This is a genomic window from Streptomyces sp. NPDC051578, from assembly GCF_044454045.1.
Lineage (GTDB): Bacteria > Actinomycetota > Actinomycetes > Streptomycetales > Streptomycetaceae > Streptomyces.
This window is the reverse complement of sequence record NZ_JBITDH010000001.1, coordinates 1,082,708-1,097,051: the sequence shown is the minus strand read 5'-3', so window position 1 is coordinate 1,097,051 and position 14,344 is coordinate 1,082,708. Positions and strand designations below refer to the sequence as shown.

Here is a 14,344-nt window from a genome sequence, read left to right as displayed (position 1 = left end):
CCGCGTATCCGTCCCCGCACCCGCGGGCGCCGGAACGGCAAACAGGGGAGCACACAGGTGAGTACGGCCGAGGCGACCGGCTTCTGCAGGGTCACCGTCGTGGCACCGGACAGCCGCATCGACGTAGCCCTCCCCGAGGACATCGCCGTCGCGGACGTCTACCCGGAGCTGCTGCGCCTCACCGGCCAGACCCAGCCCGTCGGCGCCCCCACCGGCTTCCACCTCGTACGCCGCTCCGGCACCGTCCTCGACGGCGCCCGCACCCTCGCCGCCCAGCAGGTGCTCGACGGCGAGGTGCTCAGCCTGCGCCCCTTCGCCGAATCCCTGCCGCCGGCCGTCTTCGACGACGTCTCCGACGCCGTCGCGTCCGCCGTCGTACGCGACCGGCACCGCTGGAGCGACGACATGCTGCGCGGCGCGGGCCTGGCCGGCGCCGCGATCCTGCTCGTCCTGCTCGGCTTCGTCCTCTGGTACGCCGACCCGGTCCGCCACGACACCCACGGCCTGCCCGGCGTCATCGCCGCGGCCGTCGGCGTCCTGCTCACCGCCGCGGCCGGCGTCCGCGCCCGCGTCTACCGCGACGGCGGCTCCGCCATCGCCCTCGGCCTCGCCGCCCTCCCGCACCTGCTGATCGCCGGCTCCGGCCTCGTCGCCCCCGCCGCGGGCCACGGACCGGGCCGCCTGCAGTTCCTGCTCGGCTGCGTCTGCGCCCTCGTCGCCTCCGTCGCGCTGGTCGCCCTCACCCCGCACGGCGACGCCCCCTTCGTCGCGGCCACCTTCCTCGCGGCCACCGGCACCCTCGCCACCTTCGCGGCCATCGCCACCGCAGCCTCCGCGACGGCCACCGCCGCCGTCTGCGCGCCCGTCGCGATCTGCCTCGTCGCCTTCCTGCCCGGCCTCTCCGCCCGCTTCGCCCGCCTGCCCATCGGCTACGCCGCCCCGCAGAGCTCGACCAGCGACTACGAGCTGCCCGACGGTCACGACAGCGCCCCGTACGGTGACCCCGCCGACCCGGCCGGCGAGGGCCGGACCGAGCCGGGCGCCCCCCTCGACGCGGAGGCCATCGCCGCCCAGGCCCGGCGCGGCCACGAGATGCTGCTCGGCCTCGTGGGCGGCTGCGCCGCCGTCGTCGTCGCCTGCGCCGCCGTCCTCGGCTTCTCCGACAACACCTGGGGCCGGCTGCTGGCCCTCGCCACCGGCCTCGCGATGCTGCTGCGCGCCCGGCTCTTCCGCTACACCTCCCAGGTGGTCTGCGCCCTGGTGGCCGGGTTCGGCGCGATCGCCCTGCTGGTCCTGGGCCTCGCCCTGCACCCGCCGGCCGACCTGCTCGCGGAGCTCGTCAAGTACCACGACCGCGGCGGCCTGGACCTGCGCACCATCTGGCTCTCCGCCGCCGTCGCCGCCGGCGCGGCCCTCCTCGCCGGAATTGCGCTTGTCATCCCCCGCAAGGGCCTGTCACCCTTCTGGGGACGGCTGCTCGACCTCACCGAGGCGGCGGTACTGCTCAGCCTGGTCCCGCTGACCCTGGCTGTGCTCGACGTCTACTCCCGGGCCCGCTCCCTCACCAGCTGAGACGGTCCCGGCCCGGCAGCCTGGTACGCTGTGTGACGGCCGTTTGTGTACGCGCCCCCGGAGACCCTCTGGAGGCTGCGCTCAGCGGACCCCGCCTCCCGAGTTACGGAAGATCCCCAGAGAATTCGACCTGGGGCACTCGGTGGCTACGAAGACCCAAACGAGGAGTACGCGTGCCGCTTGACGCCGCTACGAAGAAGCAGATCATCGCAGAGTTTGGTGCCAAGGAGGGCGACACCGGCTCCCCCGAGGTCCAGGTCGCCATGCTCTCGAAGCGCATCTCGGACCTGACCGAGCACCTCAAGACCCACAAGCACGACCACCACTCCCGTCGTGGTCTGCTGATCCTGGTCGGCCAGCGCCGCCGCCTGCTGCAGTACCTGGCCAAGAAGGACATCCAGCGCTTCCGTACGCTGGTCGAGCGCCTCGGCATCCGCCGCGGTGCGGCCGGCGCCAAGTAAAGACGCTGTGAAGGGAGCGGTTCCCACACCGATGGGACCGCTCCCTTTGCTGTACGTGCGAGACGTACCGGACGCTTTGTAGTCTGGTCGCAGGTGCACAACTGAAGAGGAGGAGCGCCCTCCCTACGCCGCCGGTCCTCGGTAGTGGCATCCGGAAAGCCCCGGAAGGCTACGAACCGGGTGCTTCGATCGAAGACCGGCCCGCACGCCAGGAGCGCTTCTCCGCAACCGTCCACCACCACACGGGTGGCGGACGGAGACGACGAAAATGGAGAAAACGCTAGTGGAGAACGAGACCCACTACGCCGAGGCCGTCATTGACAACGGTTCCTTCGGCACCCGCACCATCCGCTTCGAAACGGGCCGTCTGGCCCGCCAGGCCGCCGGCTCCGCCGTTGCCTACCTGGACGACGACACGATGGTGCTTTCCGCGACCACCGCGTCGAAGAAGCCCAAGGACCAGCTCGACTTCTTCCCCCTGACGGTGGACGTCGAGGAGCGCCAGTACGCCGCCGGCAAGATCCCCGGCTCCTTCTTCCGCCGCGAGGGCCGCCCCTCCGAGGACGCGATCCTCACCTGCCGCCTGATCGACCGCCCGCTGCGCCCGTCCTTCAAGAAGGGCCTGCGCAACGAGATCCAGGTCGTCGCCACGGTCATGGCGCTCAACCCCGACCACCTGTACGACGTCGTGGCGATCAACGCCGCCTCCGCGTCCACGCAGCTGGCCGGTCTGCCCTTCTCCGGCCCGATCGGCGGCGTCCGCGTCGCGCTGATCCGCGGCCAGTGGGTGGCGTTCCCGACGCACACCGAGCTTGAGGACGCCGTCTTCGACATGGTCGTCGCCGGTCGCACCCTCGAGGACGGCGACGTCGCGATCATGATGGTCGAGGCCGAGGCCACCGAGAAGACCATCGCCCTCGTCAAGGGCGGCGCCGAGGCGCCGACCGAGGAGGTCGTGGCCGCCGGTCTCGAAGCCGCGAAGCCGTTCATCAAGGTCCTGTGCAAGGCGCAGTCCGACCTCGCCGCCAAGGCCGCCAAGCCCGAGGGCGAGTTCCCGGTCTTCCTGGACTACCAGGACGACGTGTACGAGGCCCTCGCGGCCGCCGTCAAGGGCGACCTCTCCCAGGCGCTGACCATCGCGGGCAAGCAGGACCGCGAGGCCGAGCTCGACCGCGTCAAGGACATCGCCGCCGAGAAGCTCCTCCCGGCCTTCGAGGGCCGCGAGAAGGAGATCTCCGCCGCCTACCGCAGCCTGACCAAGGCCCTGGTGCGCGAGCGCGTCATCAAGGACAAGGTCCGCATCGACGGCCGCGGGATCACGGACATCCGTACCCTCGCCGCCGAGGTCGAGGCCATCCCGCGCGTGCACGGCTCGGCGCTGTTCGAGCGTGGCGAGACCCAGATCCTGGGCGTCACCACCCTCAACATGCTCCGCATGGAGCAGCAGCTGGACACCCTCTCCCCGGTGACCCGCAAGCGCTACATGCACAACTACAACTTCCCGCCGTACTCCGTCGGCGAGACCGGCCGCGTGGGTTCGCCCAAGCGCCGCGAGATCGGCCACGGCGCGCTCGCCGAGCGCGCGATCGTGCCGGTCCTGCCGACGCGCGAGGAGTTCCCCTACGCGATCCGCCAGGTGTCCGAGGCCCTCGGCTCCAACGGTTCGACGTCCATGGGCTCGGTCTGCGCCTCCACCATGTCGCTGCTGAACGCCGGTGTGCCGCTCAAGGCCCCCGTCGCCGGCATCGCCATGGGCCTGATCTCCCAGGAGATCGACGGCAAGACCCACTACGTCGCCCTCACCGACATCCTCGGTGCGGAGGACGCGTTCGGCGACATGGACTTCAAGGTCGCCGGCACCAAGGAGTTCGTCACCGCGCTCCAGCTGGACACCAAGCTCGACGGCATCCCGGCCTCCGTCCTGGCCGCCGCCCTCAAGCAGGCCCGCGACGCCCGCCTCCACATCCTCGACGTGATGATGGAAGCGATCGACACGCCGGACGAGATGTCCCCCAACGCCCCGCGGATCATCACCGTCAAGATCCCCGTGGACAAGATCGGCGAGGTCATCGGCCCCAAGGGCAAGATGATCAACCAGATCCAGGAGGACACCGGCGCCGAGATCACGATCGAGGACGACGGCACCATCTACATCGGTGCCGCCGACGGCCCGGCCGCCGAGGCCGCCCGCGCCACGATCAACCAGATCGCCAACCCGACCATGCCGGAGGTCGGCGAGCGCTACCTGGGTACGGTCGTCAAGACCACCACCTTCGGTGCCTTCGTCTCCCTCATGCCCGGCAAGGACGGCCTGCTGCACATCTCGCAGATCCGCAAGCTCGCCGGTGGCAAGCGCGTGGAGAACGTCGAGGACGTGCTCGCGGTCGGCACCAAGGTGCAGGTCGAGATCGCCGAGATCGACTCCCGCGGCAAGCTCTCCCTCGTCCCCGTGATCGAGGGCGAAGACGCTGCCGACGCCGAGAAGGACGACTCCGACAAGTGACGTCGCGTAGTTCCCGTGTGACGGCCCGCCCCTCTTCCGAGGGGCGGGCCGTCGCCCGTACCCAAACCCTGCTCAAGGGGCAGAACGGCATCGGCACCGTCCGCCGCACCGTCCTGCCCGGCGGTCTGCGCATCGTCACCGAGACCCTCCCCTCCGTCCGCTCGGCCACCTTCGGCATCTGGGCGAACGTCGGCTCCCGTGACGAGACGCCCACCCTGGGCGGCACCACGCACTACCTGGAGCACCTCCTCTTCAAGGGCACCGACAAGCGCAGCGCCCTCGACATCTCCTCCGCGATCGACGCGGTCGGCGGCGAGATGAACGCCTTCACGGCGAAGGAGTACACCTGCTACTACGCACGGGTGCTCGACACCGACCTGCCGCTGGCCATCGACGTCGTCTGCGACATGCTCACCGGCTCGCTGATCCGCGAGGAGGACGTCGACGCCGAGCGCGGAGTCATCCTCGAAGAGATCGCGATGACCGAGGACGACCCCGGCGACTGCGTCCACGACCTGTTCGCGCAGACCATGTACGGCGACACCCCCCTCGGCCGCCCCGTCCTCGGCACCGTGGACACCATCAACGCCCTGGGCGCCGACCGGATCCGCCGCTTCTACAAGAAGCACTACGACCCGACCCGCCTGGTCGTGGCCGCCGCCGGCAACGTCGACCACAACAAGGTCGTCCGCCAGGTCCGCGCGGCCTTCGAGAAGGCCGGGGCGCTCACCCGTACCGACGCCGAGCCGGTCGGCCCGCGCGGCGGCACCAAGCGCATCCGCACCGCGGGCCGCGTCGACATGGTCAGCCGCAAGACCGAGCAGGCCCACGTGGTCCTCGGCATGCCCGGTCTGGCCCGCACCGACGACCGCCGCTGGGCGCTCGGCGTGCTGAACACCGCCCTCGGCGGCGGCATGTCCTCGCGGCTCTTCCAGGAGGTCCGCGAGAAGCGGGGCCTGGCCTACAGCGTGTACTCGTACACCTCCGGCTTCGCCGACACCGGCCTCTTCGGCGTCTACGCGGGCTGCCGGCCCAGCCAGGTCCACGACGTGCTGCGCATCTGCCGCGACGAGCTCGACAAGGTCGCCTCGGACGGGCTCACGGACGAGGAGATCAGGCGGGCCGTCGGCCAGCTCTCGGGCTCGACCGTCCTCGGCCTGGAGGACACCGGCGCGATCATGAACCGCATCGGCAAGAGCGAGCTGTGCTGGGGCGACCAGATGTCGGTCGACGAGATGCTCGGCCGCATCGCCGACGTCACCCCGGACGAGGTCCGCGCGGTCGCGCGGGACGTACTGGCCCAGCGGCCGTCCCTCGCGGTGATCGGGCCGCTCAAGGAGAAGCAGGCCGCCCGCCTCGACGAAGCGGTCGCCTAGTCCCGTGAGCACGTCATCACGTGCGCACGTACGCACCTAAGGAAGCGAACATGAGCAAGCTGCGCGTGGCGGTACTCGGCGCCCGGGGCCGCATCGGCTCCGAGGCGGCCAAGGCCGTCGAGGCCGCCGACGACATGGAGCTGGTCGCCGCCCTCGGCCGCGGGGACAAGCTGGAGACGCTGGTGGACGCCGGCGCCCAGGTCGCCGTCGAGCTGACCACCCCGGACTCGGTGATGGAGAACCTCGACTTCCTCGTCGGCCACGGCATCCACGCGGTGGTCGGCACCACCGGCTGGACCGAGGACCGCCTCGCCCGGCTGAACACCTGGCTGGCCGGCTCCCCGGAGACCGGGGTGCTCATCGCCCCGAACTTCTCCATCGGCGCCGTCCTCACCATGAAGTTCGCCGCCCAGGCCGCCCGCTACTTCGAATCCGTCGAGGTCGTCGAGCTGCACCACCCGAACAAGGTCGACGCCCCCTCCGGGACCGCGACCCGTACGGCGCAGCTGATCGCGGCCGCCCGCGCCGAGGCGGGCCTCGGGGCCCAGCCCGACGCCACCGCCACCGCCCTCGACGGGGCCCGCGGCGCCGACGTGGACGGCGTCCCGGTGCACGCCATCCGCCTGCGCGGGCTGCTGGCCCACCAGGAGGTGCTGCTCGGCGGGGAGGGCGAGACCCTGACCCTCCGTCACGACTCCCTGCACCACCGCAGCTTCATGCCGGGCATCCTGCTCGGCGCGCGCCGCGTGACGCAGACCCCGGGCCTCACCTTCGGCCTGGAACACTTCCTCGACCTCGGCTGATGAGCAGGCAGTAGTACCCATGCGCGCGAAGATCACGTACTTCATCACGGCCGCCGTCCTGGTCGTCTACTTCGTCCTGGTCGGCAGCCGGGGCCTGATGCTGCTCCGGCAGGGCACCTGGCTGACCGTCACCTTCGGGGTGGCGGTCCTGGTCCTGCCCGTCATCGGGATCTGGTTCCTCTGGATGAACACCCGCTTCGTCACCAAGGCCAACCGGCTCGCCGCCGAGCTGGAGGCCGAGGGGGCGCTGCCCGTGGACGAGCTGGAGCGGGACCAGTACGGCCGGATCCTGCGGGACTCCGCCGACGAGGTCTTCGCACGCCGCAAGGCCGAGACCGAGGACGCGCCGGGCGACTGGCGCAGCTGGTTCCGCCTCGCCGTCGCCTACCACGACGCCCGCGACACCCCGCGGGCCCGCAAGGCCATGCAGCGGGCGATCGCCCTGCACGACGCGCAGCGCGCAGCCGCCTGAACCGCTCCCGTACGGGCTCCGGCGGGCCGCCCCGGAAGGGACGGCCCGCCGCGTCACCTCAGACCGGGACGGCCCGGTACTCGTCGGCCCAGGCCCCCACCACGTCGGCGGCCCGCTCGAAGGCCTCGCCGCGCGTCAGGAAGTCGGCGTTGTGGTCGGTCAGCAGCACCGTCAGCCCCGAGCCGTCCTGACCGGAGACCGTCAACGCCTGGCCCTGTACGGTCCTCGGCAGCCCCAGCAGGCGCACCGGCTGCTGCACCGTACGGATCCGGTCGACGGCGCTCCACGGGGTCGACCGCGTCCGGAAGAACGCCACGTGGCGCAGACCCCGGCGGCTCACCCACACGCCCGTCAGCAGCAGGCGCAGCGTCGCGCCCAGGACCGCGAGCGCGGCGGCCAGGCACCCGACGGCGCCGCCCCACGCCCCGGCGAAGGCGATGATCATCGTGGCCAGCAGCATGAAGGCGGTCAGCAGGAGCAGCAGCGCGGCGATCGCCACCCGCCAGGGGCCGGGCCGGTAGGGCCGGCGCCAGCGGTCGTGGTCTTCGTGGGGGAGGGCTTCGTCCTCGTGCTCGTCGGCGTCGGTCACGCCGTCGGCCGTCAAGAAGGGCAGGGGCACGGCTGTACCTCACTCACATGCACGTTCGGTTGGACTGTGCCCGTGAGGCTACCGCCCCTCGGAGGCCTCCGACTGCTGTGACTTCCCGGGTGCCTTGTAGGGCTGCAGTGCCGGCATGCCGAAGAGCAGCGAGCCGACGAGCCCGGCCACCACGGTCAGTCCGACCAGCGTACGGGCGGCGAGCTGAGTCTTGCTCAGACTCTCGCGCGGCGGCGGAGTGACGTTACTGCGGAATCGGTCGGCCTCGGCGACGAAGGTGAACGGGACGGGTTCGCGCCGGAGGAACATGGAAGCGACTCTCCTTGCGGTCGGGGCCTCGGGGGCCGTTGGCGGTGCTGCCGGTCCAGCCGGCCTCTGCGGACCTACCGGACCTTCTGGTCTTTCTCCCAGTAGGACGCGTGAACGCCCCGATAGGTGCCGGATTCCGCGACATCCGTCCGTTCACCCGGCGGCCCGTCGGCCCTCCCGGTGCGGTCCGTCCCCCCTCGGGCCTGCGAAGGGACCCTCGCCGGGCGCCGTAGAGTGGGCGCGCCCCAGGTGTGACACGTTTGGAAGGACCCCAGTGAGCGATACGGCCGCCACAGACCTGAAACCCAGCTTCCGCAGTGATGTGACGGTGGAGCTGGTGAAGCACTCCGCCGCCGACTCCGACGTGCTGTGGGCCGCCCGTGTCTCCACGGCCGGCGAGCAGTCGCTGGAGGAGCTGCAGAAGGACCCGGAGCGCTCGAAGGGTCTGATCAACTACCTGATGCGCGACCGTCACGGCAGCCCCTTCGAGCACAACTCGATGACGTTCTTCATCAGTGCGCCGATCTTCGTGTTCCGCGAGTTCATGCGCCACCGCGTCGGCTGGTCCTACAACGAGGAATCGGGCCGCTACAGGGAGCTCCAGCCCGTCTTCTACGTCCCCGACAGCGATCGCAAGCTCGTCCAGGAGGGCCGTCCGGGCAAGTACGTGTTCGTCGAGGGCACCGAGGCGCAGCAGGAACTGACCGGCCGCGTCATGGAGGACTCCTACCGCCGGGCCTACGAGGCGTACCAGGAGATGCTGGCGGCGGGCGTGGCCCGCGAGGTTGCCCGTTCGGTCCTGCCGGTCGGTCTTTTCTCCTCGATGTACGCCACCTGCAACGCGCGCTCGCTCATGCACTTCCTCGGCCTGCGCACGCAGCACGAGCTGGCGACCACCCCGTCCTTCCCGCAGCGGGAGATCGAGATGGTCGGCGAGAAGATGGAGCAGCACTGGGCGGGGCTCATGCCCCTCACCTACGCCGCCTTCAACGCGAACGGTCGCGTCGCGCCGTAGGGCCGGGAACGGCGCGTCGCGCACGGATGTCCGAAGGCAAGTCCCAAGTGTCCGTATTGCGGCGTTTCGGAAAGTTCATCTAGGCTGATCAAACGGACCCGGCACTGCTTGAACCCCCGAGCAGGCAGTGCCGGGCTCCAACAACCCGGTCGCGCCGGCAGCCGCTCCCGTCGTCACCCTCCGCAGTCATATGGGGGACCCGCACCCTGTTGACGTCCCCCGAGGGGACACCATCAGCGTGGCAGCGAGTAGCGTGTTACCCATGGCTCCGATCTCGACTCCGCAGACCCCCTTCGGGCGGGTCCTCACCGCCATGATCACGCCGTTCACGGCGGATGGCGCACTCGACCTCGACGGCGCGCAGCGGCTTGCCGTGCATCTGGTGGACGCAGGCAACGACGGCCTGGTCGTCAACGGCACCACCGGCGAGTCGCCGACCACCACCGACGCGGAGAAAAACGACCTCGTACGAGCCGTACTCGAAGCGGTCGGAGACCGCGCCCACGTGATCGCCGGCATCGGCACCAACGACACCCGCCACACCCTGGAGCTCGCCCGCCAGGCCGAGCGCACCGGCGCCCACGGCCTGCTCGCGGTCACCCCGTACTACAGCAAGCCGCCGCAGGAGGGCCTCTACCGGCACTTCACGGCGATCGCGGACGCCACCGAGCTGCCGGTCATGCTCTACGACATCCCCGGCCGCAGCGGTGTCCCGATCAACACCGAAACCCTCGTACGGCTGGCCGAACACCCCCGTATCGTTGCCAACAAGGACGCCAAGGGAGACCTCGGCCGCGCCAGCTGGGCCATCGCCCAGAGCGGCCTGGCCTGGTACTCCGGCGACGACATGCTGAACCTGCCGCTCCTGTCGGTCGGCGCGGTCGGCTTCGTCTCCGTGGTCGGCCACGTGGTCACCCCCGAGCTGCGCGCGCTGCTCGAAGCCCACCTGGGCGGCGACGTCCAGAAGGCAGCCGAGATCCACCAGAAGCTGCTCCCCGTCTTCACCGGCATGTTCCGCACCCAGGGTGTGATCACCACCAAGGGCGCGCTGAACCTCCAGGGCCTGCCCGCGGGTCCGCTGCGGCTCCCGCTGGTCGAGCTGACCGCCGAAGAGACGGCGCAGCTCAAGATCGATCTTGCCGCCGGCGGGGTAGAGCTCTGACAACAGACTTCACAACTGAACAAGCACAACCGAACACGCACAACTGAACAAGCAAGACCACACCAGACAAAAGCAAGTGCACGAATGACATGCGCGCCACGTGCCTTCCGAGGTACGTGGCGTGCGTGGTGAGGAGAGACTTTTGAGCCATCCGCATCCTGAACTCGGCCCGCCCCCGAAGCTCCCCAAGGGCGGCCTCCGGGTCACCCCCCTGGGCGGTCTCGGTGAGATCGGCCGCAACATGACCGTCTTCGAGTTCGACGGCCGCCTCCTGATCGTCGACTGCGGCGTCCTCTTCCCCGAAGAGGAGCAGCCCGGCATCGACCTGATCCTCCCGGACTTCTCGTCCATCAGGGACCGGCTCGACGACATCGAGGGCATCGTCCTCACGCACGGCCACGAGGACCACATCGGCGCCGTCCCCTACCTCCTCCGGGAGAAGCCGGACATCCCGCTGATCGGCTCCAAGCTGACGCTGGCCCTCATCGAGGCGAAGCTCCAGGAGCACCGGATCCGCCCCTACACCCTTGAGGTGAAGGAAGGCGAGCGAGAGGCCCTCGGCCCCTTCGACTGCGAGTTCATCGCCGTCAACCACTCCATCCCGGACGCCCTGGCCGTGGCCATCCGGACCCCCGCCGGCCTGGTCGTGGCCACCGGCGACTTCAAGATGGACCAGCTGCCGCTGGACAACCGCCTCACCGACCTCCACGCCTTCGCGCGGCTGAGCGAGGAAGGCATCGACCTCCTGCTCTCCGACTCGACGAACGCCGAGGTCCCGGGCTTCGTGCCGCCGGAGCGGGAGATCTCCAACGTCCTGCGCACGGTCTTCGCCAACGCCCACAACCGGATCATCGTGGCCAGCTTCGCCAGCCACGTGCACCGCATCCAGCAGATCCTCGACGCCGCCCACGAGTACGGCCGCCGGGTCGCCTTCGTCGGCCGCTCGATGGTCCGCAACATGGGCATCGCGCGTGACCTGGGCTACCTGCGGGTCCCGGCCGGCCTCGTCGTGGACGTGAAGACCCTCGACGACCTGCCGCCCCACGAGGTCGTCCTGGTCTGCACCGGCTCCCAGGGCGAGCCGATGGCCGCCCTGTCCCGGATGGCCAACCGCGACCACCAGATCCGGATCGTCCCCGGCGACACCGTGATCCTGGCGTCGTCCCTGATCCCGGGCAACGAGAACGCGGTCTACCGCGTGATCAACGGCCTGACCCGCTGGGGCGCCAACGTCGTGCACAAGGGCAACGCCAAGGTGCACGTCTCCGGCCACGCCTCCGCCGGCGAGCTGCTGTACTTCTACAACATCTGCAAGCCGCGGAACCTGATGCCGGTCCACGGCGAATGGCGCCACCTGCGTGCCAACGCCGAGCTGGGCGCCCTCACGGGTGTCCCGAAGGACCGCATCGTGATCGCCGAGGACGGCGTGGTCGTCGACCTGATCGACGGCAAGGCGCGGATCTCCGGCAAGGTCCAGGCCGGCTACGTGTACGTCGACGGCCTGTCGGTCGGCGACGTCACGGAGGCCTCCCTCAAGGACCGCCGCATCCTCGGTGACGAGGGCATCATCTCGGTCTACGTCGTGGTCGACAGCACCACGGGCAAGGTCGTGAGCGGCCCGAACATCCAGGCCCGCGGCTCGGGCATCGACGACGGCGCGTTCGGCTCGGTCAGCCTCAAGATCGAGGAAGCCATTGCCCGCGCCGCCGCCGACGGCGTCGCCGAACCGCACCAGATCCAGCAGCTCATCCGCCGCACGATGGGCAAGTGGGTCTCGGACGGCTACCGCCGCCGTCCGATGATCCTCCCGGTCGTCGTCGAGGTCTGAGCCTCGCGGTAGCGACCCGAACAGGAGCGGGCTCCCCTCGATTTGCAACGAGGGGGCCCGCTCCAGTACGTTTACGTCTCCACCTCGTACGGCCCCCCGACACACACGTGTGCCCGGACGGCGCCCGCGGGGAGGTGGGAACCGGACCCGGGGAGACCTGATAAAGTCTGGATCCACCCGAAAGGGAAAGGCCATCCAACGGCCGCAGAATTCAAATCCGGAGCTGGAAACGGCGCGGAAATGGTCTGGTAAGGTTGGAATCGCCGGAAAGGGAAACGCGACAGCGAAGAACTTGAAAGCGAGCCCCGCTTCGACCGGGAATCGGACACGAGAGAGTCTGATAGAGTCGGAAACGCAAGAACAAAACGAAGAACAAAGGAAGCGCCCGGAGGAAAACCCGCGAGGGTGAGTACAAAGGAAGCGTCCGTTCCTTGAGAACTCAACAGCGTGCCAAAAATCAACGCCAGAAGTTGATACCCCGTCCACTCCGGTGGATGAGGTTCCTTTGAAAAAGTCCTGTGGGGCTCCCTCGTGGAGTGCTTGCAGGCAACCGAACACAGCGAGGACGTTGTGGTCAGCCGGTCTTATTCCGACCATGGCTGGCCCGCTCTAAGTGTGTGTTTCACCCGATTACGGGTAAACATTCATGGAGAGTTTGATCCTGGCTCAGGACGAACGCTGGCGGCGTGCTTAACACATGCAAGTCGAACGATGAAGCCCTTCGGGGTGGATTAGTGGCGAACGGGTGAGTAACACGTGGGCAATCTGCCCTTCACTCTGGGACAAGCCCTGGAAACGGGGTCTAATACCGGATAATACTCCTGCCTGCATGGGTGGGGGTTGAAAGCTCCGGCGGTGAAGGATGAGCCCGCGGCCTATCAGCTTGTTGGTGGGGTAATGGCCCACCAAGGCGACGACGGGTAGCCGGCCTGAGAGGGCGACCGGCCACACTGGGACTGAGACACGGCCCAGACTCCTACGGGAGGCAGCAGTGGGGAATATTGCACAATGGGCGAAAGCCTGATGCAGCGACGCCGCGTGAGGGATGACGGCCTTCGGGTTGTAAACCTCTTTCAGCAGGGAAGAAGCGAAAGTGACGGTACCTGCAGAAGAAGCGCCGGCTAACTACGTGCCAGCAGCCGCGGTAATACGTAGGGCGCAAGCGTTGTCCGGAATTATTGGGCGTAAAGAGCTCGTAGGCGGCTTGTCACGTCGGATGTGAAAGCCCGAGGCTTAACCTCGGGTCTGCATTCGATACGGGCTAGCTAGAGTGTGGTAGGGGAGATCGGAATTCCTGGTGTAGCGGTGAAATGCGCAGATATCAGGAGGAACACCGGTGGCGAAGGCGGATCTCTGGGCCATTACTGACGCTGAGGAGCGAAAGCGTGGGGAGCGAACAGGATTAGATACCCTGGTAGTCCACGCCGTAAACGTTGGGAACTAGGTGTTGGCGACATTCCACGTCGTCGGTGCCGCAGCTAACGCATTAAGTTCCCCGCCTGGGGAGTACGGCCGCAAGGCTAAAACTCAAAGGAATTGACGGGGGCCCGCACAAGCGGCGGAGCATGTGGCTTAATTCGACGCAACGCGAAGAACCTTACCAAGGCTTGACATATACCGGAAAGCATTAGAGATAGTGCCCCCCTTGTGGTCGGTATACAGGTGGTGCATGGCTGTCGTCAGCTCGTGTCGTGAGATGTTGGGTTAAGTCCCGCAACGAGCGCAACCCTTGTCCTGTGTTGCCAGCATGCCCTTCGGGGTGATGGGGACTCACAGGAGACCGCCGGGGTCAACTCGGAGGAAGGTGGGGACGACGTCAAGTCATCATGCCCCTTATGTCTTGGGCTGCACACGTGCTACAATGGCCGGTACAATGAGCTGCGATACCGTGAGGTGGAGCGAATCTCAAAAAGCCGGTCTCAGTTCGGATTGGGGTCTGCAACTCGACCCCATGAAGTCGGAGTCGCTAGTAATCGCAGATCAGCATTGCTGCGGTGAATACGTTCCCGGGCCTTGTACACACCGCCCGTCACGTCACGAAAGTCGGTAACACCCGAAGCCGGTGGCCCAACCCGTAAGGGAGGGAGCTGTCGAAGGTGGGACTGGCGATTGGGACGAAGTCGTAACAAGGTAGCCGTACCGGAAGGTGCGGCTGGATCACCTCCTTTCTAAGGAGCACAGTACCGATTGCAGGCAAATGTTCTGCACGGTCAGCTCATGGGTGGAACGTTGATTAGTTGGCACC

At 68.4% G+C, this 14,344-nt stretch carries 11 protein-coding genes and 2 rRNA genes (1 of these 13 only partly in view); 11 read left to right on the top strand and 2 right to left on the bottom strand.

Annotated elements, in window-relative coordinates:
- Nucleotides 1-57 precede the first annotated feature (57 nt).
- From eccD to ACIA6C_RS04900, 6 genes are all read left to right on the top strand, one after another.
- Nucleotides 58-1,572 (top strand): type VII secretion integral membrane protein EccD, encoded by a 1,515-nt coding sequence (eccD, locus tag ACIA6C_RS04925; RefSeq protein WP_399272956.1) that lies wholly within the window; start codon nt 58-60, stop codon nt 1,570-1,572.
- A 173-nt stretch (nt 1,573-1,745) separates the two neighbouring features.
- The gene (gene rpsO / locus ACIA6C_RS04920) at nt 1,746-2,033 is read left to right on the top strand and encodes a 30S ribosomal protein S15 (protein ID WP_136213493.1); all 288 of its coding nucleotides are present in this window, start codon (nt 1,746-1,748) and stop codon (nt 2,031-2,033) included.
- Nucleotides 2,034-2,316: 283 nt separating this feature from the next.
- Entirely contained in the window at nt 2,317-4,536 is a 2,220-nt protein-coding gene (locus tag ACIA6C_RS04915) for a polyribonucleotide nucleotidyltransferase (RefSeq protein WP_366082511.1), read from the top strand.
- Entirely contained in the window at nt 4,533-5,912 is a 1,380-nt protein-coding gene (locus ACIA6C_RS04910) for a pitrilysin family protein (RefSeq protein ID WP_361127864.1), read from the top strand. Before ACIA6C_RS04915 ends, ACIA6C_RS04910 begins: the two co-directional genes overlap by 4 nt.
- A 50-nt stretch (nt 5,913-5,962) precedes the next feature.
- Nucleotides 5,963-6,715, top strand: coding sequence for a 4-hydroxy-tetrahydrodipicolinate reductase (gene dapB, locus ACIA6C_RS04905; protein WP_366083102.1), 753 nt, complete (start codon nt 5,963-5,965; stop codon nt 6,713-6,715).
- A 19-nt stretch (nt 6,716-6,734) separates the two neighbouring features.
- The gene (locus ACIA6C_RS04900; protein ID WP_366083103.1) at nt 6,735-7,187 is read left to right on the top strand and encodes a hypothetical protein; all 453 of its coding nucleotides are present in this window, start codon (nt 6,735-6,737) and stop codon (nt 7,185-7,187) included.
- A gap of 58 nt (nt 7,188-7,245) precedes the next feature.
- Here ACIA6C_RS04900 and ACIA6C_RS04895 read toward each other — a convergent pair whose 3' ends face one another.
- The gene (locus tag ACIA6C_RS04895; RefSeq protein WP_399272953.1) at nt 7,246-7,806 is read right to left on the bottom strand and encodes a hypothetical protein; all 561 of its coding nucleotides are present in this window, start codon (nt 7,804-7,806) and stop codon (nt 7,246-7,248) included.
- A gap of 48 nt (nt 7,807-7,854) precedes the next feature.
- Nucleotides 7,855-8,094, bottom strand: a complete 240-nt coding sequence (locus ACIA6C_RS04890; RefSeq protein WP_361127852.1) for a hypothetical protein — start codon at nt 8,092-8,094, stop codon at nt 7,855-7,857.
- A 274-nt stretch (nt 8,095-8,368) separates the two neighbouring features.
- Here ACIA6C_RS04890 and thyX point away from each other — a divergent pair, with 274 nt between their 5' ends.
- The 5 genes from thyX to ACIA6C_RS04865 form a co-directional block, all read left to right on the top strand.
- Nucleotides 8,369-9,109, top strand: a complete 741-nt coding sequence (gene thyX / locus ACIA6C_RS04885; RefSeq protein WP_366083105.1) for an FAD-dependent thymidylate synthase — start codon at nt 8,369-8,371, stop codon at nt 9,107-9,109.
- A 262-nt stretch (nt 9,110-9,371) separates the two neighbouring features.
- Nucleotides 9,372-10,271 (top strand): 4-hydroxy-tetrahydrodipicolinate synthase, encoded by a 900-nt coding sequence (gene dapA / locus ACIA6C_RS04880; RefSeq protein ID WP_399272950.1) that lies wholly within the window; start codon nt 9,372-9,374, stop codon nt 10,269-10,271.
- A gap of 142 nt (nt 10,272-10,413) precedes the next feature.
- Nucleotides 10,414-12,099 carry a ribonuclease J gene (locus ACIA6C_RS04875; RefSeq protein ID WP_399272948.1) on the top strand — a complete coding sequence of 562 codons (1,686 nt, stop codon included), beginning with the start codon at nt 10,414-10,416 and terminating at the stop codon, nt 12,097-12,099.
- 643 nt (nt 12,100-12,742) lie between these two features.
- Nucleotides 12,743-14,267 (top strand): 16S ribosomal RNA (locus ACIA6C_RS04870).
- Between the two features lie 40 nt (nt 14,268-14,307).
- Nucleotides 14,308-14,344, top strand: a 23S ribosomal RNA gene (locus tag ACIA6C_RS04865) (it continues 3,068 nt past the right edge of the window).
- The 16S and 23S rRNA genes sit together here, the layout of an rRNA operon.

Coding starts and splice junctions, on each gene's coding strand:
- dapB (WP_366083102.1), top strand. CDS start 5,963: ATGAGCAAGCTGCGCGTGGCGGTACTCGGCGCCCGGGGCCGCATCGGC.
- ACIA6C_RS04900 (WP_366083103.1), top strand. CDS start 6,735: ATGCGCGCGAAGATCACGTACTTCATCACGGCCGCCGTCCTGGTCGTC.
- ACIA6C_RS04890 (WP_361127852.1), bottom strand. CDS start 8,094: ATGTTCCTCCGGCGCGAACCCGTCCCGTTCACCTTCGTCGCCGAGGCC.
- dapA (WP_399272950.1), top strand. CDS start 9,372: ATGGCTCCGATCTCGACTCCGCAGACCCCCTTCGGGCGGGTCCTCACC.